The sequence below is a fragment of the Halorubrum sp. B53 genome (assembly GCF_059752395.1).
Map to the genome: position 1 here is coordinate 437,952 of NZ_MWTH01000012.1, position 16,344 is coordinate 454,295.

19 protein-coding genes and 1 tRNA gene are annotated in these 16,344 nt (G+C 70.5%); 5 read left to right on the forward strand and 15 right to left on the reverse strand.

Annotated elements, in window-relative coordinates:
• From B4V06_RS11385 to B4V06_RS11405, 5 genes are all read right to left on the reverse strand, one after another.
• Positions 1-418: TCP-1/cpn60 chaperonin family protein (locus B4V06_RS11385; RefSeq protein WP_498169951.1), on the reverse strand; the 418-nt coding region annotated here is incomplete at its 3' end.
• A 338-nt stretch (positions 419-756) separates the two neighbouring features.
• Positions 757-921 (reverse strand): hypothetical protein, encoded by a 165-nt coding sequence (locus B4V06_RS11390; RefSeq protein WP_176329357.1) that lies wholly within the window; start codon positions 919-921, stop codon positions 757-759.
• A gap of 262 nt (positions 922-1,183) precedes the next feature.
• A tRNA-Ser gene (locus B4V06_RS11395) sits at positions 1,184-1,265 on the reverse strand.
• A gap of 27 nt (positions 1,266-1,292) precedes the next feature.
• Positions 1,293-1,574: a DUF7981 family protein gene (locus B4V06_RS11400; protein ID WP_123114003.1), complete on the reverse strand. Its 282-nt coding sequence runs from the start codon at positions 1,572-1,574 to the stop codon at positions 1,293-1,295.
• A complete protein-coding gene (locus B4V06_RS11405; RefSeq protein WP_123114004.1) occupies positions 1,575-1,955 on the reverse strand; it encodes a Rid family detoxifying hydrolase in 381 nt (126 codons plus the stop codon).
• Between the two features lie 147 nt (positions 1,956-2,102).
• Between B4V06_RS11405 and B4V06_RS11410 the strand changes: the two genes are divergently transcribed.
• A complete protein-coding gene (locus B4V06_RS11410; protein ID WP_123114005.1) occupies positions 2,103-2,519 on the forward strand; it encodes a zinc ribbon domain-containing protein in 417 nt (138 codons plus the stop codon).
• 121 nt (positions 2,520-2,640) lie between these two features.
• Here the strand turns inward: B4V06_RS11410 and ubaA are convergent, their stop codons facing one another.
• Positions 2,641-3,453: an SAMP-activating enzyme E1 gene (ubaA, locus tag B4V06_RS11415; protein ID WP_498169955.1), complete on the reverse strand. Its 813-nt coding sequence runs from the start codon at positions 3,451-3,453 to the stop codon at positions 2,641-2,643.
• 658 nt (positions 3,454-4,111) lie between these two features.
• Between ubaA and B4V06_RS11420 the strand changes: the two genes are divergently transcribed.
• Complete coding sequence (locus B4V06_RS11420) at positions 4,112-5,170, forward strand: ornithine cyclodeaminase family protein (protein ID WP_123114007.1); 1,059 nt, start codon at positions 4,112-4,114, stop codon at positions 5,168-5,170.
• Between the two features lie 104 nt (positions 5,171-5,274).
• Positions 5,275-5,850, forward strand: coding sequence for a dihydrofolate reductase (locus tag B4V06_RS11425; protein WP_123114008.1), 576 nt, complete (start codon positions 5,275-5,277; stop codon positions 5,848-5,850).
• Here the strand turns inward: B4V06_RS11425 and B4V06_RS11430 are convergent.
• The 6 genes from B4V06_RS11430 to gatB all read right to left on the reverse strand — a co-directional run bounded on the left by B4V06_RS11430 (position 5,847) and on the right by gatB (position 12,160).
• Entirely contained in the window at positions 5,847-8,387 is a 2,541-nt protein-coding gene (locus tag B4V06_RS11430; RefSeq protein ID WP_498169957.1) for an extracellular solute-binding protein, read from the reverse strand. The genes B4V06_RS11425 and B4V06_RS11430 overlap by 4 nt on opposite strands.
• A gap of 91 nt (positions 8,388-8,478) precedes the next feature.
• Positions 8,479-9,261, reverse strand: a complete 783-nt coding sequence (locus tag B4V06_RS11435) for an RlmE family RNA methyltransferase (protein ID WP_123114010.1) — start codon at positions 9,259-9,261, stop codon at positions 8,479-8,481.
• Between the two features lie 134 nt (positions 9,262-9,395).
• Entirely contained in the window at positions 9,396-9,845 is a 450-nt protein-coding gene (locus B4V06_RS11440) for a hypothetical protein (protein WP_123114011.1), read from the reverse strand.
• A gap of 77 nt (positions 9,846-9,922) precedes the next feature.
• Complete coding sequence (locus tag B4V06_RS11445; protein ID WP_498169961.1) at positions 9,923-10,417, reverse strand: GNAT family N-acetyltransferase; 495 nt, start codon at positions 10,415-10,417, stop codon at positions 9,923-9,925.
• Positions 10,414-10,662: a ubiquitin-like small modifier protein SAMP2 gene (samp2, locus tag B4V06_RS11450; RefSeq protein ID WP_498169963.1), complete on the reverse strand. Its 249-nt coding sequence runs from the start codon at positions 10,660-10,662 to the stop codon at positions 10,414-10,416. Before samp2 ends, B4V06_RS11445 begins: the two co-directional genes overlap by 4 nt.
• Positions 10,663-10,669: 7 nt before the next feature.
• Positions 10,670-12,160, reverse strand: coding sequence for an Asp-tRNA(Asn)/Glu-tRNA(Gln) amidotransferase subunit GatB (gene gatB / locus B4V06_RS11455; RefSeq protein WP_123114014.1), 1,491 nt, complete (start codon positions 12,158-12,160; stop codon positions 10,670-10,672).
• 543 nt (positions 12,161-12,703) lie between these two features.
• Here gatB and B4V06_RS11460 point away from each other — a divergent pair.
• A complete protein-coding gene (locus B4V06_RS11460) occupies positions 12,704-13,399 on the forward strand; it encodes a phosphoribosyltransferase (RefSeq protein ID WP_498169965.1) in 696 nt (231 codons plus the stop codon).
• A 9-nt stretch (positions 13,400-13,408) separates the two neighbouring features.
• Positions 13,409-14,056 (forward strand): HD domain-containing protein, encoded by a 648-nt coding sequence (locus B4V06_RS11465; protein WP_498169968.1) that lies wholly within the window; start codon positions 13,409-13,411, stop codon positions 14,054-14,056.
• Between the two features lie 25 nt (positions 14,057-14,081).
• Here the strand turns inward: B4V06_RS11465 and B4V06_RS11470 are convergent, their stop codons facing one another.
• Genes B4V06_RS11470 through B4V06_RS11480 form a run of 3 tightly spaced genes read right to left on the reverse strand, consistent with a single transcriptional unit; the run spans position 14,082 to position 16,257 of the window.
• A complete protein-coding gene (locus B4V06_RS11470) occupies positions 14,082-14,891 on the reverse strand; it encodes a nucleoside phosphorylase (protein ID WP_498169970.1) in 810 nt (269 codons plus the stop codon).
• Between the two features lie 38 nt (positions 14,892-14,929).
• Positions 14,930-15,535: a class I SAM-dependent methyltransferase gene (locus B4V06_RS11475; RefSeq protein ID WP_498169972.1), complete on the reverse strand. Its 606-nt coding sequence runs from the start codon at positions 15,533-15,535 to the stop codon at positions 14,930-14,932.
• On the reverse strand, positions 15,532-16,257 hold the full coding sequence (locus B4V06_RS11480; RefSeq protein ID WP_498169974.1) for a helix-turn-helix domain-containing protein: 726 nt from the start codon (positions 16,255-16,257) through the stop codon (positions 15,532-15,534). The genes B4V06_RS11475 and B4V06_RS11480 overlap by 4 nt, the downstream gene beginning before the upstream one ends.
• Between the last annotated feature and the right edge of the window lie 87 nt (positions 16,258-16,344).

The following is a 16,344-nucleotide window of genomic DNA, read 5'->3' on the forward strand; positions in this document are numbered from 1 at the left end:
GCTCGCGGGCGTACTCGCTCGCGAGGTTGAAGCCCTTGATCACCGCTGTCGGGTGGATGTCCTGTTCGAGGAGGTCCTCGGCGTTCTTGAGGAGCTCGCCCGCGATCGCGACCGCGCTCGTCGTGCCGTCGCCGGCCTCGTCCTCTTGGGTCTCGGCGACCTCGACGATCATCTCGGCGGTCGGGTTGTCGATGTCCATCGTCTGCAGGATGGTGACGCCGTCGTTCGTGATGGTGACGTCGCCCATCGAGTCGACGAGCATCTTGTCCATCCCTTTCGGCCCGAGTGTCGACCGTACGGACTCGGCGACGCCGCGCGCCGCGGAGATGTTGTACTCCTGCGCATCTTTGTCCTTGACGCGCTGGGCGTCATCGCCCATGATGATCATCGGCTGCCCCTGCTGCATTCGCTGGCTCATACAGCGTTTGATTGATTGTGATTCTATATAAACCCATCGTTGAGGAGCGATCGAGCGCCACCGCGGCCGACGGCTACCGATCCGAGAAAACCGCACGACTCCGGAACGCTCACCGTCTGTTTGTGGGGATAGTTAGCATGGCTCTCCGAGAGGGTTCGGACGTCCGTACTGCCTCGTTTATATATGTCAGTGCCCGCCACGGTGCGGATGTGAGGGATCGGTGACGGACGAAGCGTCGCTCCCGGTGATCAGTCGTTCTCGGCGCACGATGGACGGACGAACAGCTCTCGGGCGGGGTTACCGACGGAAAAACGGAGACGGCGTTCGGTCGCGAGCGCTCACCGATCGAGCTCGTCTTCGTCGAGATATTCCGAGTCGATCTCGTCGAGGGACGGTTCCGGTGGTTCGTCGGGGGCGTCGAGCTCGCGTCGGTTGAGACGGCTCTCCAGCTGCCGGCGCTTGTTCTTTCCTTTCCGCTCGCGACCTGATTTCGTGTCTGGCATCGTCACCCGTGTCAACACCACCCATACACATGAGTCTTGTGTCAGTGTGTGAGACAGTCAGACAACGGTCGGGAAGCAGACGGCACCGCGGCTAACAGCGGTGAATTCGTCGACAAAGAACGCCAGGAGAGGGATTTGAGCCCCAGTCGTTCCGCTCGCCCCGCTCGCTTCACTCCCTGATTCAAATCCCTTCGTCCGGGTTCGTCGACGCCGGACTCGCTCGTCGCTCCGCTCCTCGCTCGTGGTCGGCGTCGACAAAGAACGCCAGGAGAGGGATTTGAACCCCCGATCCCGGAAGGGAACACGCTTTCCAGGCGTGCGCCTTACCACTCGGCCATCCTGGCTCGCTCCGAGATAATCCGCTGGGACTGTTAAGTCCTTCTTTTCACGCGCTTCGCCCGCAGTCGGTGTTCGGCCGCGTAGGCGATTCCGGCGGACGCGACGGCGATCGCCGCGGCGAGCCCGATCAGCCCGCCGTATCCGACCGGGAGGCCGCCCGCGACGAGCAGGAACCCCTGCGCGACCACGAGGAAGGCGAACCCGCCGACGAGCCCCCACAGCGCCGCCGACTTCGCCCTGGCGCGTTTCGTCGGCCGCGCGGGAGGCTCCGCCGCGTCCGCTCCGCTCCCGGTCTCGTCGCGCTCGGCGCCCATCTACTCGACGACGGCGACCGCCTCGATCTCGACGCCGACGCCCTTCGGGAGCGCGCCCGCTTGGACCGCCGACCGCGCCGGCGGCGACTCGTCGAAGTACCCGGCGTACGCCTCGTTCATCTCGTCGAAGTCGTCGATGTCGGCGAGGAAGACGGTCGTCTTCAGCACGTCGGTCGGCGTCGCGCCCGCCTCGTCGAGCACGGCGACGAGGTTGTCGAGCGCGCGCTCCGTCTGCTCGGCGACCGGCGCGTCGTCGAGGAGTTCGCCGTCAGGCGTCAGCGGGATCTGCCCGGCCGTGAACACGAGCTCGCCGTTCGTCGTCGCCTGGCTGTACGCCCCGACCGCCTCGGGCGCCGCGTCGGTGTGGACGATCTCCTTCATACGTCCCCCCGTTCGACGGGCCGCCCTAAGAGTGCGGGGGAACTGTGGCCGACCGCCGCCGAACCGAGGCCGACCGCTGGGGCATCGAGCCGATCCCGCCCTCGATCACCGCTGGTCATATATTCCTCGCCTGCTAACACCCCACACATGACGGGAGGTGACCTCCTTCCGGTCGCCGCCGTGTTCGTCGGGGTGCTCGCGGCCAACCTCGCGCTCGCGTGGCTCCTCGCGAAGCGGGACTGGGGCCCGCCCGAGATCCTCGGGTCCGCCGGCGACTCGTCGCCCTCGGAGACCGAGTCCGCCTCGGGGGGCGACTCCGAGGCCGTCTCGACCGCCGGGCCCGAGTTCGCCGTGGCCGCCGACGCGGACTCGACGGCGACCGGGACCGACCCGGACGGCGACCCGCCCCCGCTCGACGTCGACGGCGAGACCGTCGTCTGCCGGCACTGCGGGGCCGAAAACCGTCCCGACTTCCGCTACTGTCGGTGGTGCGTCCGGTCGGGATTCGCGACCGACGGCCCGGGCGCCGGGGACGGCTCGTCGATGACCGAGCGCTCGCTGTGAGCGGCGGTCAGGTCAGTCGGGTCGCTCGCCTCGGTCAGATCGCTCGCCTCGGTCGAGTCGGTGACGTCGACCGAGTCGACCGCATGGAACCGGTTCCGGCCGGACCGAGGCGGAAGAGCCGCTAGTCCGCGTTCACCCGACAGCCGCCAGAGTAGTCGATCCCGTCGATCGTCTCGATGCCGTCGTCGCCGCACACCGGGCAGTCCGGATTCCGGCGGTAGGGGACCGTCTCGAACGTCAGGTCCATCGCGTCGTAAAACAGGAGCCGGCCGTCCAGCGTCTCCCCGGCGTCGAGCAGGAGCTTGATCGCCTCGGTGGCTTGGATACAGCCCACTGTGCCGGGAAGCACGCCGAGCACGCCCGTCGCCGCGCAGTCGGGCACCGTCCCGGGCTCGGGCGCCTCCGGGAACAGACATCGGTAACAGGGGCCGTCCGGGACGAGCGTCGTCGCCTGCCCCTCGAACTTGTAAATCGCGCCGTGGACGACCGGGAGGCCCTCGATCCGGGCCGCGTCGTTGACGACGTACCGCGTCCGGAAGTTGTCCGCGCAGTCGACGACCACGTCGTACCCGGCCAGCAGGTCGCGGACGTTCCCCTCGTCGAGCCGGGTCTCGTGGGCCTCCACGTCGATGTCGGGATTGAGCCGGTCGACGTACCGCGCCGCGGACTCGACCTTCGGCTCGCCAACGTCGGTGTCGCCGTGGATCACCTGCCGCTGGAGGTTCGAGCGCTCGACGACGTCGTCGTCGACGATCCCGAGCGTCCCGACCCCCGCGGCCGCGAGGTACTGGATGACCGGGGCGCCGAGCCCGCCCGCCCCGACCACGAGGGCGCGGCCGTCGAGGAGGCGCTTCTGCCCCTCCGGGCCGACCTCGTCCATGATCACGTGCCTGGAGTACCGGTCGAGCTGGTCGGCGTCGAGCGAGAGACTCATGGGTCGATATGCGTCGTGAGCCGGTATAATCGTGTTCCCGAGTATACGTGTGTTCCCGACTATACGATGTTTCAGCGTCTCCAGAGCTGGGCGCTTCGGTCGGTCGCTTATAAATGGTCGATCTCGGTCTGGCGACTGACGCCTGCAAAGCCCTGGCCGTTTACATACATCTCGGTGTTGCTGGATCGACGGCGGACACCTCCAAAGCCCCAGCCACTCGGTTATAAATGGTTGACCGCGGACCGACGGCGGACACCTCCAAAGCCCCAGCCGCGAGGCGGGCGCACGCTCGCTGCGCGCTTCAGTCGCTCACTCCGTTCGCTCCCTCCAGTGCTTCCGTCGCCTGCGCCCGCCTCGCGGCTGCCCCTTTGAGTCCCACCCCGACCGCCCAGCAACCACACCTCACGCCTCCCCAGCCTCGTCAGCCGTCCTCCGCTTCGCTCCGGACGGCTGACTCCCTCGCGGGCTCCTCGCGGTCGCCGGCGGCGACCGCTCGGAGGCGCGCCACCGCATCGCCGCTTGCTTATAACCAACCGGCGCCGCCGCTCACGTATTTATAAACGAGATCGCCGGCACCCGCGTCTTCGACTCCGCGGTCTCCCCCGTCCCCGCCGTCGATCCAGTAGGGTTCAAGTACCCCACCGGCAAAACTCGCGGCATGCAGACGCTGCTTTTGAACGCCGACGACGTCGACGAGAACGCCCGCATGGACCGCGTCATCGACGCGGTGCGCGGCGCGTTCACGGCCTACGAGCGCGGGAACGCGAAGATGCCGGCGAAGTCGTACATCGACCTCCCGGAGTACAACGGCGACTTCCGGTCGATGCCGGCCTACCTCGACGTCCGGACCGAGGACACCGCCGAGGAGACCGGGTGGGACGCCGCCGGGATCAAGTGGGTCAACGTCCACACCGACAACCCCGCCGACCACGACCTCCCGACCGTGATGGGGACGATGATCTACTCCGACCCGGAGACCGCGTTCCCGCTGGCGGTCCTTGACGGCACGACGCTCACGATGAAGCGCACGGGCGCGGCCGCCGCGGTCGCCACCGACCACCTCGCGGTCCCCGACGCGACCTCGCTCGGGATCGTCGGCGCCGGCGTCCAGTCGTACACCCAGCTGGAGGCGATCGCCGCGGTCCGCGACATCGAGGAGGTCGTGATCAGCGACCTCGACGAGGAGCGCGTCGCGGACTTCATCGACGCCTTCGACGACCGGTTCGACGTCCGGGCGGGTTCGATCAGCGAGGCGGGCCACTGCGACGTGCTCTCGACGGTGACGCCCGTCGAGGACCCCGTCGTCGGTCCCGACGACGTCGGCGAACACACCCACGTCAACGCGATGGGCGCCGACGCCGAGGGCAAACACGAGCTGACGGACGACCTCCTGCTGGACGCGACCGTCGTCATCGACGACCACGAGCAGTGCACCCACTCCGGCGAGATCAACGTCCCCTACGCGGCGGGGACGCTCACCGACGAGGACATCTACGGCGAGATCGGCGAGATCGTCGTCGGCACCCGCCCGGGCCGGGCCGACGTCGACGCCGGCGGCAACGCCCCCGGCACGGGCGCGGAGGGCGTCACCGGCGTCACCGTCTTCGACTCCACCGGGCTCGCGATTCAGGACGTCGCGGCCGCCCGCGTCGTCTACGAGCAGGCCGACGACAACGACAACGGCTACCCGTTCGACCTGCTCGGACTCGCTGAGTAGCCGGGGCTCACCTGTCGGCCGCGGTCTCGCCCCGCCCTCGTCGGCCGCGGTCTCCACCCATCCACCGCCGACCGCTTTTTACGGCCGCCGGCCCTACTGATCCCGTGCAACTCGTCAGCGTCGCCGCGCTCGCGGAGAACCGGGTGATCGGGAACGACGGCGGCGTGCCGTGGCCGGACCTCCCCGAAGACGTCCGCCAGTACCGCGCACGCGTCGCGGGCTCGCCCGTCGTCCTCGGTCGCCGGACGTTCGAGTCCATGCGGGGGAACCTCCCCGGCCGCCGGCAGATCGTCGTGAGCCGCAGCGTCGACGCGGTGGCCGAGCCGACCGCAGTCGTCGCCGACGGCGTCGACGCGGCGATCGAACTCGCGCGCGAGCTCGTCGGCGATCGACCCGACGCCGGCGCGGTCGACGGCGTCGCCGGCGAGACGTCGCCCGCCGGAACGGGACCGGTCGACGCTCTCCCCGACGACGCCCCCTCGGACGGCGCCGTCTACGTCCTCGGCGGCGGCACGATCTACGAGCTGTTCCAGCCGCGCGTCGACCGGATGGTCCTCAGCCACGTCGACGGCGCCTACGACGGCGACACCCGGTTCCCGGCGTGGAACGAGTCGGAGTGGCGCGTGGCCGACGAGACCGAGTACGAGGGGTTCACGCTCCGCGAGTGGACCCGCCGTTAGCGGCCGCCTGCGTCGTCTTTCGACTCCGCGTACGACCGGAGCTGTAACTCCGCGCTCTCGGTGAGCCTGTCGAGCGCCTCGCTCACCCCGTGCTCGCGCGCCTCGACCGACGCCTCGGCGACGAGCGTCCGGACCGTGTCGAACGGTCCCATCCGGGCCCCCGTCGTGGCGACGCGGTCCTCGGCGTCCGCCAGCTGGTCCATCGCCGTCCGGTAGCCGGGGTTCTCGTCGAACCAGCCCTCTCGGGAGAGCCGGTCGACCGCCCCCTCGTGGACCGGGAAGTAGCCCGTCTCGCGGTGCCAGCGCGCCTGCCGCTCGGGGGCCGCGAGCCACCCGAGGAACGCGGCGGCCGCGCGCTGCGCGTCCGTCGGCGCGCCGTCGGCGATCCACAGCGACCCGCCGCCCACGACGACGCCGTGGCGCTCGTCGGCCACCGGGAAGTACCCCGTCCCGACGGGGAACGACGCCCCTTCGTGGACGCCGACCATCGCCGAGGTCGACCCGATCAGCATGCCGGCGCGGCCCGCGTGGAACGCCTCTCTGGCCTGCCCGCGCGCCTCGATTCCGGGGTCGTGGTACAGCCCGTCGGCCGCCATCTCGGCGATCCACTCGTACACCCGTTCGCCCGCCTCGGCGTCGAAGTAGGCCTCGGTCGGGGTCCCTGCCCGGCCGTTCTCGGCGTCGACGAGGGGTTGTCCCGCCTCGGCGAACCACTGTTCGACGAACCACGAGTAGTTCGCGAACGTGATGCCGGTCTCGACCCCGCCGCGTTCGACCAGCCGCTCGGCGCAGTGGCGCACCTCGGCGAACGTCGTCGGCGGGTCGTCCGGGTTCAGCCCGGCGCGCTCGAAGGCCGCCCGGTCGTAGTACAGCACCGGCGTCGAGGCGTTGAACGGGAGCGAGTGGAGCGCCCCGTCCGTCCGGTAGTAGTTCGCGACCGGATCGAGGAGGTCGTCCGGATCGAGGGCGGTGGCCTCGTCGAGGGCGTCGACGCCGCCAAACCGGCGCCCGTCGACCTCCTCTAGCAGCCCCTCGACCGGCGCGAACGCGCCGCTGTCGAGCGCGCGCTTCGTGCCGATCTCGTAGAGGTGCGCGATCGTCGGCGGCTCGCCGCGCTCGGCGGCCGCCAGCGTCGCGTCGAACACGCCGCGGTAACTCCCCTTCGAGGACGGCCGGATCTCGATCCCCTCGGTCGCCGCCTCGAACTCGGCGACGAACTCGTCGAGCAGGCGCGCCTTCCGGCCGCCGAGGGCGTGCCAGAACTCGACGACGGTCGCGTCGTCGTCCGCGGCGGCCCCGTCGAGCGCGTACGCCCCCAGCTCCTCGTCGAGCGCGCCCGTCCGGTCCGAGAGCGTCGACGCGCCCGCGGCCACCTCGGTCAGCGAGGTCTTCTGCGTGTGGGCGATCGTCGTCACGTCGGCGGCGTCGGCGGCCGTGTCGTCGGCCAGCGCGCCCACCGACTCCACCATGTCGACGGCCTCCTCGATCGAGGCCGCTTGGTCGTCGGTCGCCTCGCTGATCTCCTCAACCCCGCTCGTCGTCTCCTCGACGTCTTCGGCGAGGTCGGCGAACGCCTCCAGCGCGGTCTCGGCCGTGTCGATCCCCTCGCCGACGCGCTCGCGCATGTCGGCGATCTCCGCGACGGTCGCGTCCGTCTCCCCGCGCACGGCGTCGATCGACGACTCGATCTCGGCGGTCGCCTCCTGCGCCTCCTCCGCGAGCGACTTCACCTCCTCGGCGACGACCTCGAAGCCGGCGCCGGCCTCGCCGGCCCGCGCGGCCTCGATCGAGGCGTTCAGCGCGAGGATGTTCGTCTCGTCGGCGATGTCGCGGATGAGGTCGGTGACGTCCTCGATCGCGGCGACCTCGCTCTCTAACGACTCGACGCGCTCGCGGGCGGTCTCGGTGCGCTCGTCGACGACCCGGAGCTCGTCGATCGCGGCCGTGGCCGCGTCGTTCCCCTCGTCGGCGCGCTCGGCGACGCTCGCCGCCGTGGTCGCGACCTCCTCGGCGGAGGCGGCGACCTCCTCGGTCGCCGCGGAGACGCTCTGGAGCTCCCGCGTCGCCTCCGCGATGTCGTCGCGCTGCGTCGTCGCGGCCGCCTCGATGTCGTCGACCGCGGCGTACACGTCCTCGCTGTGTTCCTTCGCCCGCGCCACGTTCGACCGGACGTGCTCGGACGCCCCCGCGACCTCGTCGCCGAACCCGTCGGCCGCCGAGAGGGTGTCGGCGACGTCGGCGACGAAGGCGTTGAGGTCGCTCGCGAGCGCGGCCGCCTCGGTCTCCTTCCCGTCCCCGTCGGGCTCCGGGAACCGCGCGCCGAGGTCGCCGTCGGCGAGCCGCGCCGCGACCTCGCGGAACGCCTCGGTCGGGACCTCCCCGTCTCCCGCGTCGCTCCGGTCGCCGCCGCTCCGGGTCGCGTTCGTCGCGGTCCCGTTCTCGGCCGTACCGCTCCGGGTCGCGCCGTTCGAACGCTCGCCGCCCTCTCGGGACGCCCCGCCTCCGTCCGGTCCGCCGCCGTGTCCGTTTCGACTCATCTGTCGCCGGTTTCGGACCGGAGTATATAACGGATCGATCCGGTTTCTCGGAGCTGATAACGGGCGCGACGGCCGGGGAGGGAGCGACCGGCTACTCCTCGCCGCCACCGACGCGCTCGGCGAAGCCGAACCGCGGCTTCGCGTCCTCGACTTCGACCGTCAGCGTCTCGCCGACCGCGGCGTCCGGGACGAAGAGGGAGTACCCCTCGACGTAGGCGATCCCGTCGCCCTCGTCGCCGAGCTCCTCGACGGTCACCTCCAGTCGGTCGCCCGCCGCGACGGGAGCCGTGTTCAGCCCCTTCGCGACGAGGTACACCTCTGAGGAGGAGTCTCGGGAGGCGGGCGGCGAGACGGTCCGGAGGTACTCGAACTCCGCGCGGACGTCCTCGCGGAAGGCGTCGAGGTCCTCGCCCTGGAAGGCCTTCACGACGAAGTCGCCGCCGGGCGCGAGCAGCTCCTCGGCCACGTCGAACGCCTGCCGCGCGAGGTGGATCGACCGGGCGTGGTCGAGGGAGTACTCGCCGGTCATGTTCGGCGCCATGTCGGAGAGCACCACGTCGGCGCCGCGCTCGCCGACCGCCTCGCGCAGGTAGTGGCGGGTGCGCTCCTCGGTCATGTCGCCGCGGATCGTCTCGACGTCGTGCTCCTCGAGGTCGTTAATGCGCTGGAGGTCGACGCCGACGACGGTGCCCGACTCGCCCACCTCCTCGGCGGCGACCTGCAGCCACCCGCCCGGGGCGGCGCCGAGGTCGACGACGGTGTCGCCGCGCTCGAACAGGTCCGCGTCCTCGTCGAGCTGTTTCAGCTTGTAGGAGGCCCGGCTCCGGTACCCCTGCTGTTTCGACCGGTTGTAGTACTCGTCTTTTCCGCTCATCTGTCTCTCCCCGCGGCTCGCGGCCTACTGTCGTTCGAAATCGCGGACGAATCGGCGTTCATACCCGGAACGACGGGACCGACCCGGAAATGGACATCGGATGCGAGGCTCGCCGGTGAACGGTGCGAGAACCGTCACTCGTTCGAGCGCCGCAGCCACGCCGCCACCCGTTCGAGACCGGAGGCGACCGCGTCCAACGGCCGCCACCCCGCGGTCTCGGCGGACGCGGCGGTCTCAGCGGCCGTGGCGGCCTCCGCGCTGGGCGCGCGGTCGGTCTCCGCGCTGGGCGCGCGGTCGGCCTCCGATCGGGCCGCGACGATCGCCTCGTAGCTGTCGATCACCTGCTGCCGCCGTCGCTCCTCCGACTCGACGGCCCGTTCGAGCGCGTCCACCTCCGCCTCCAGTTCCTCCACCTTGGCCGTGAGCGCGGCGACGCGGACGCGACGGTGATAGCTCGGGGGACGGTCGCTCTCCGAGCGGACGCTCACGGACGCGCCCGACTGAAGCCGCGGTCCGTCGATCGAGTCCACCGTCTCGACGTCGATACCACCGGAGTCGAGCGAGCCGGATGCAGAGGGCATCATGAGGGGAGATATGTGTACACGTACCACACGGAAAAAGCTCAGTCAGCCGCGAGTCGGACGCGCCGCGTACGTCCGGTTCACGGCGACGAGCGGTCCACCACCACGCGGCCCCACAGGCGGTCCTCGTCGTCGGCGCCGGTCGCGTCGGCGACTCCTCGCTCGCTCGGGCGTCCGGCCGGTCGGACCGCGAATCCGAGGTCCGCGTAGAACGCCCGCAGGTCGGCGTCGAACGCCGCGGTGACGACCGCGAGCGCGGGGTCGCGCTCCGCGCGCCGCACCGCCGCGGCGACCAGCGCGGAGCCGATGCGGCGCCCGCGACGGGCCCGCCGGACGGCCACGGCGTCGACGTGGAGCCGGTCCGGCTCGGGGCGCGTCGCGACCAGCGCGCCGACGACCGCGTCCGTTCTTTTAAATCGGGCGACCAGCGCGTCGCCGGCGTCGATCGCGGCGTCGACGACCCCGGGGTCCGTCTCCAGCATGGCGGCGTCGAGCACGCGGAGGGCGTCGAGCCGGTCGTCGGGCCCGGCGGGCGCTATCGCGATATCGTCGGGCGGCTCCGTCGGTGGGCTCACGCGTCGCAATCCGTCGCGCCGTCGTCCGTCGCGCCGCCGTCCGTCGCTCCGCCCTTTATAAGTCGGAGCAGTCGGACCTCGTCGGCGTCGACGACGCGGTCGCCGGGAACCGGCGAGCCGTCGACGAGGACGGACGCCTCCTGCGGGTGGTACCCCGCTTCGCGGATGAGGTCGGCGTATGTCGCGTCGTCGGCGAGGTCGTACTCGGCGGCTCCCTCGCCGACGACCTCGACGGTGACGTTCATCGGGGACCTACCCGTCCAGCCGTTCGCGGAGCAGCCCGTTCACCTGGCCGGGGTCGGCGCTGCCGCCCGTCTCCTGCATCACCTGCCCGACGAGGAAGTTGATCGCGCCCTCGTCGCCGTCGTGGTAGTCGGCGACCGCGTCGGGGTTGTCGTCGATGGCGGCCTCGACGGCGGTCTCGACCTCGCCGGAGTCGGCCACGCCGAGCCCCTCGCGGTCGATGACCGTCTCGGGGTCCTCGCCCGCGTCGAGCATCTCGCGGAGGACGACCTCCTCGGCGTTCTTCACGGTGAGCTCCCCGTCGGCGACGAGCTCGATCAGGCGCGTGAACTCGTCGAGCCGGTCCTCGACGTCCGTGATCTGCATCTCCCGATAGTTGAGCTCGCCGAGCAGGTTGTCGGCGACCCACGTCGCGGCGAGGTCGGGGTCGAACGACTCGGCGACGTCCTCGAAGAAGTCCGCGACCGCCTTCGTCGAGGTGAGCTTCGAGGCCGACTCGCGGTCGAGCCCGTACTCCTCGCGGAAGCGCTCCCGCCGGGCGTCCGGCAGCTCCGGGATCGGAATCTGCTCTTTCCAGTCCGACACCTCCAGCGCGGGGAGGTCGGCCTCCCGGAAGTAGCGGTAGTCCTTCTCGGCCTCCTTCGAGCGCATCGAGACGGTGACGCCGCGCGCCTCGTCCCAGTGACGCGTCTCCTGCTCGATCTCGCGGCCGCGCCGGAGCACGTTCTCCTGTCTGGTGACCTCGTACGCCAGCGCCTGCTCGGCGCCCTTGTGGCTGGAGATGTTCTTCACCTCCGCGCGGTTCACCTCCGCGAGGGCGTCGTCGGTGATCGCCCCGTCGTCGGCGACCTGGCCCTCCGGGACGAGCGAGACGTTGGCGTCGACGCGCAGGCTCCCGTCGCGGGTCGGGTCGAAGACGCCGAGGTACTCGAGGACCTCCTCTAACTTCGCGAGGAAGGCGCGCGTCTCCGCCGGCGACCGGAAGTCCGGCTCGGTGACGATCTCCATCAGTGGCGTTCCGGCGCGGTTGTAGTTCACGAGCGTATGCGTCGCCGACTCGATGGAGCCGCCGGCGTGCTGGAGGCTCCCGGGGTCCTCCTCGAGGTGCGCGCGGGTGATCCCGATGGTCCGCGGCTCGCTGTCGACGCGGACTTCCAGCTCCCCGGACTGACAGATCGGGGCGTCGTACTGGGTGAGCTGGAAGTTCTTCGGCAGGTCGGGGTAGTAGTAGTTCTTCCGGTGGAACGTCGTCGTCTCGGGGATGTCGGCGTCGATCGCCTTCCCCACCTTCACGGCGGCCTCGACGGCGGCCTCGTTGAGGACCGGCAGCGCGCCCGGCAGCCCGAGGCAGGTGGGACACGTGCGCGTGTTCGGCTCCTCGTCCTCCTCGGTGGGCTCCGTCGAACAGCCGCAGAAGATCTTCGTGTCGGTCTCGAGCTGGACGTGGACCTCCAGCCCGATCACGACCGTGCGTTCCTCCGTCGCGGCCTGAGTGCTCATTACCGACTCGTTGCGGGCGGGCCACCTAAATCGTGTCGGGACCGATACGTGGTGTATTACAGTCGAGTCGGCGTGGATCTGGATGTTCGCTTTCACGGTACTCGGCGATACGTCCCCGACAGCGGATCGACGGTGAACACCGTCAAAGCCCCAGCCGCGAGGATGGCGCACACTCGCTGCGCTCCTCACTTGGTCGCTGGCGCTCTCTCGTTGCGGTGCTTGCGTCGTCTGCGCCATCCTCGCGGCTGCCCCTTTGAGTCCCACCCGCCCGCAACCGCCCCGCACCTCACGCCTCCCCAGCCTCGTCACCGGCGCGTAGCGCCGGTTGCAAGCGAGAGCTTCGCTCTCGCCCTGTCGGCGGTCCTCCGCGTTGCTCCGGACCGCCGACTCCCTCGCGCGTGCTCCTCGCGCCCTGCGGGCGCTCGGAGGCACGCGCCACCGCGGGTGTTCGTGTTGAGCTATGTCGCAGTGTTCGCCGCGGCCGATCTCCCCCCGGCGGCGTTGCTAAACCCTTATGAGCGCGCGGGTGGGAGGAACGGCCGTATGAGCGACCTCCCGGACGACTTCGACTGCACCCTCACCAACTGGGAGTACATCTACGGGCTCTGCCGCAACGTCTCGAACGAAGTGAAGCGCGCGGACTTCGAGCCGGACATGGTCGTCGCGCTGGCCCGCGGCGGCTGGTTCGCGGGCCGATGCGTCTGCGACTTCCTCGGGCTCAACGACCTGACGAGCCTCAAGATGGAGCACTACGTCGGCGCGGCGGAGAAGACCGACGAGCCCCAGATCCGCTACCCGATGCCGGAGGGCAGCGTCGAGGGGAAGAACGTCCTGATCATCGACGACATCGCGGACACCGGCGGCTCGATCCGCCGCGCCGAGGAGTACGTCGACGACCGCGACGCCGCCGAGATCCGCACCGCGACGCTCCAGCTGCTCGGCACCTCCGAGTTCCAGCCGGACTTCGTCGGCGAGCGGCTCGAACAGTGGACGTGGGTCGTCTACCCGTGGAACTTCCTCGAGGACATGATCGACCTCACCGAGGGCGCGATGGAGCGCGCCGACCAGGACGCCTTCGACCGGGAGGCCGTCCGCCACTACCTCGACGAGTACCACAGCATCGGCCGCATCGAGATGGAGGTCGCCCAGCCCGGCCGCCTCGACGAGGTGCTCGACGAGATGGTCCGCCGCGGCGTGGCCGACCGCGCCGGCGACGACGCCTGGACGCTCGCCGAGTGACCGCTCGCGATGGCCGGAGACGACCCGGAATCGGACGCTGACCCCGACCCCGCGATCGACGCCCTCCTCGACGCCTACGCCCTCAAAGACGAGCGGCGCACGGGCTGGCAGCTCCGCGGCGTCGACGCCCCCGAGTCGGTGGCCGCGCACGCGTGGGGGGTCGCGTACCTCGTCTTGACGCTCGGCGACCGGTTCCGGACGGACCTGCCCGACGTCGACCTCGACCGCGCGCTCCGGCTCGCCGTGGTCCACGACGTCGCCGAGGCGGAGACCGGCGACGTCGCGACCCGCGCCGATTCGACCGCGGATCCGGTCGATCCAGACGCGAAGGAGACTGCCGAACGCGAAGCGATGGCCGACCTCGCCGGGCCGCTCCCCGACCGCGTCCGCGACGCGTGGGAGGCGTACGAGGCCCGCGACTCGCCGGAGGCCGTGCTCGTCAAGGAGTGCGACCTCCTCGACGTCTGCCTGCAGGCGGTGATCTACGAGCGCGACGCCCGGTACGACCCCGCCGCCGGCGACCCGGACGCCTTCCGCGAGTACGACGACCTCGACGAGTTCTTCGCGACGACCGAACCCCGACTCCGGACCCAGACGGGTCGCGCGCTGTTCGCTCGGCTCCGCGACCGGTACCGGGCCGCTCGCGACGGGGCGTGAGCGCCCCGGTCGGCTCCGAGGGCGCTCAGTCCGACGCGCGCCAGGCGGCCGCGGCCGCGTCGATCACCTCTAGGGCGTCTCGGCTGCCGTCCGCCTCCCCTTTCTCGAACTCCTCCTCGCTCTGGCCCAGCTGGTTGGTCACGTGCGCGAAGCAGACGACCGGCCGGTCCCGGGCGTCCGCGAACGCGTACAGCGCCGCCGCCTCCATCTCCACCGCGAGGACCCCCTCGGACCGGGCGCGTTCGATCGCGGTCTCCGTCTCCCGGAAGGGGGCGTCCGTCGTCCACGTCGCGCCCGCGTACACCGGCCGCGACACCGATTCGCACGCCCGCTCGACCGAGTCCCGGAGGTCGGGATCGAGGCGCGCGTACCGACCCGACGACCGGTAGTGGTGGCTCGTCCCCTCGTCCCGGAGCGCGCGCTCGATGAGCACGAAGTAGGGCGGGTCGTCTCTCGGGACGATCCGCCCCGAGGAGGTGACGCTCACGAGGAGCTCGCAGCCGGCGGCGAACAGCTGCTCCGCGACGAGGACGGCGAACGACGCTCCGACGGCGCGCCCCACGATTCCGAACTCCTCGCCGCCGCGTTCGAACCGGTAGAGGTCGGTGTGGTACCCCGGCCACGTCTCGTCCTCCCGCGCCGCGCCCGTGGCCGCCAACTGGCGGACGACGTCTCCGTCCGGATCGAGAACGCAGACCTCCGGGACCGGGCGTTCCGGGAGGTCCTTCTGTCGTCGGGCGTTCTCCATGAGCGACTCCGGCGCGAAGACGGACGGCTCGTCGAACGCCTTCGCCTCGAAGAGCGGGGACGCGTCCGAGTCGGACGGGTCGGTCATGTACCGGCGTTCGCGGAACCGACGAAAGGGTGTTGCGGTCAGTCGGTCGGCTCGCCGACGACCGCCGCGATCGCCGCTGTCTCCGGGTCGCCGCTCTCGAAGACCTCCTCGCCGGAGACCCCCAGGAAGTACTCTCGCTCGCCGTCGACGCGTTCCAGTACCGTCTCCGTCAGAGCCGCCGAGTCGCGGTGGACCATCCGCTGGAAGTACGAGCCCTCTCGCTGTAGGTTCGACCGGACGTACTCGGACCGCGTGTTCAACACGAGCGCGACGAGGGTCCCGTCCGACGCGAGGACCCGGATCGCCTCGCTCAGCGCCGCCTCGGCGTCGGGGAGGAACTCGAGCGTCGAGACGAAGACGACGGCGTCGACCGACCCGGTCGCGACCGGCAGCGCGGTCGCGTCACCGAGGACGAACGGCGCGTCGGCCCGGTCCCGCGCCGTCCGGATCATCGCCGCCGACCGGTCGAGTCCGATCAGCTCGCGATCGGGGGCGCGCTCCTCGAGCGACCCGATGCCGCATCCGACGTCCAGCGCTCGGTCGCCCGCGGCGACGTGCCGGCGCACGTACGCCGCCTCGCGGTCCATGACGGCGGCCCCGAACTCGCTGTCGCAGAACCGGACGAAGCTCTCGACGTCGCTCACGGCGCGGCCCGACGGGTCTCCTCGACCTCCAGCGGGTCGCCCGTCGACGTCGCGGTGACCAGTCGCAGGTACTGTCCCGCGCTCGTGAGCAGCTTGTTCTCCGCCTTCCGGAGGTGTTCCTCGTACGTCGAGCGAGCGACGGCCGTCTGGTCGGCGAGCTCCCGCAGCGAGGTCTTCCGCGGCTGGGTGTAGTAGCCGCGCTCCAGCGCCAACTGGAGCGCCGCCAGCTGCCGGTCGGTGATGTCCTCGAACAGCTGATTGGCCGGCGCCAGCATGCTGTGCGGGATCTGCTGTTCCGAGATCGAGGTCTTCGAGAGCAGTTCGATCTCCCTGTCGGCCCGCAGGTCGTCGAGCAGCTCCTTGATGTCCGCGTCGTCGAACGCGACCACCGTGTAGTGCTCCCAGCCCTGCCGGTAGATCGTCGGCGACTGATACAGGCAGTTGTGCGCCTCGAAACGGTCGATGACGGACTCCTCGAGCGAACAGAGACAGGACTGCGTGACGACGTGGTACCCGTCGTCGTCCTCGGACTCGTGGAGGACGGTCCCGAGCCGGTCGATGTCGTCGAGCAGCGCGTTCGTCGGGGTCGTCTCCGTCGTGATCTCGAGCACTTGGCAGTCGCTCAGCGGCCACTCGCGTATCGTGAGATCCGGATGCCGCTCCGATATCTCCCGGTACGGACACTCGTGTTTGACCCGAACGGAGGCCTCGTACAGACTCATCGAGCGGATTTGGGCCCGACCCGGATTAATAGTGCCGGTCATGTCCGGCAGTGACCGTATGCCCCCGTCCGCGCTATCCTTGAGTAC

Coding starts and splice junctions, on each gene's coding strand:
- B4V06_RS11390 (WP_176329357.1), bottom strand. CDS start 921: ATGCCAGACACGAAATCAGGTCGCGAGCGGAAAGGAAAGAACAAGCGC.
- B4V06_RS11400 (WP_123114003.1), bottom strand. CDS start 1,574: ATGGGCGCCGAGCGCGACGAGACCGGGAGCGGAGCGGACGCGGCGGAG.
- B4V06_RS11405 (WP_123114004.1), bottom strand. CDS start 1,955: ATGAAGGAGATCGTCCACACCGACGCGGCGCCCGAGGCGGTCGGGGCG.
- B4V06_RS11410 (WP_123114005.1), top strand. CDS start 2,103: ATGACGGGAGGTGACCTCCTTCCGGTCGCCGCCGTGTTCGTCGGGGTG.
- ubaA (WP_498169955.1), bottom strand. CDS start 3,453: ATGAGTCTCTCGCTCGACGCCGACCAGCTCGACCGGTACTCCAGGCAC.
- B4V06_RS11420 (WP_123114007.1), top strand. CDS start 4,112: ATGCAGACGCTGCTTTTGAACGCCGACGACGTCGACGAGAACGCCCGC.
- B4V06_RS11430 (WP_498169957.1), bottom strand. CDS start 8,387: ATGAGTCGAAACGGACACGGCGGCGGACCGGACGGAGGCGGGGCGTCC.
- B4V06_RS11435 (WP_123114010.1), bottom strand. CDS start 9,261: ATGAGCGGAAAAGACGAGTACTACAACCGGTCGAAACAGCAGGGGTAC.
- B4V06_RS11440 (WP_123114011.1), bottom strand. CDS start 9,845: ATGATGCCCTCTGCATCCGGCTCGCTCGACTCCGGTGGTATCGACGTC.
- samp2 (WP_498169963.1), bottom strand. CDS start 10,662: ATGAACGTCACCGTCGAGGTCGTCGGCGAGGGAGCCGCCGAGTACGAC.
- gatB (WP_123114014.1), bottom strand. CDS start 12,160: ATGAGCACTCAGGCCGCGACGGAGGAACGCACGGTCGTGATCGGGCTG.
- B4V06_RS11460 (WP_498169965.1), top strand. CDS start 12,704: ATGAGCGACCTCCCGGACGACTTCGACTGCACCCTCACCAACTGGGAG.
- B4V06_RS11465 (WP_498169968.1), top strand. CDS start 13,409: ATGGCCGGAGACGACCCGGAATCGGACGCTGACCCCGACCCCGCGATC.
- B4V06_RS11470 (WP_498169970.1), bottom strand. CDS start 14,891: ATGACCGACCCGTCCGACTCGGACGCGTCCCCGCTCTTCGAGGCGAAG.
- B4V06_RS11480 (WP_498169974.1), bottom strand. CDS start 16,257: ATGAGTCTGTACGAGGCCTCCGTTCGGGTCAAACACGAGTGTCCGTAC.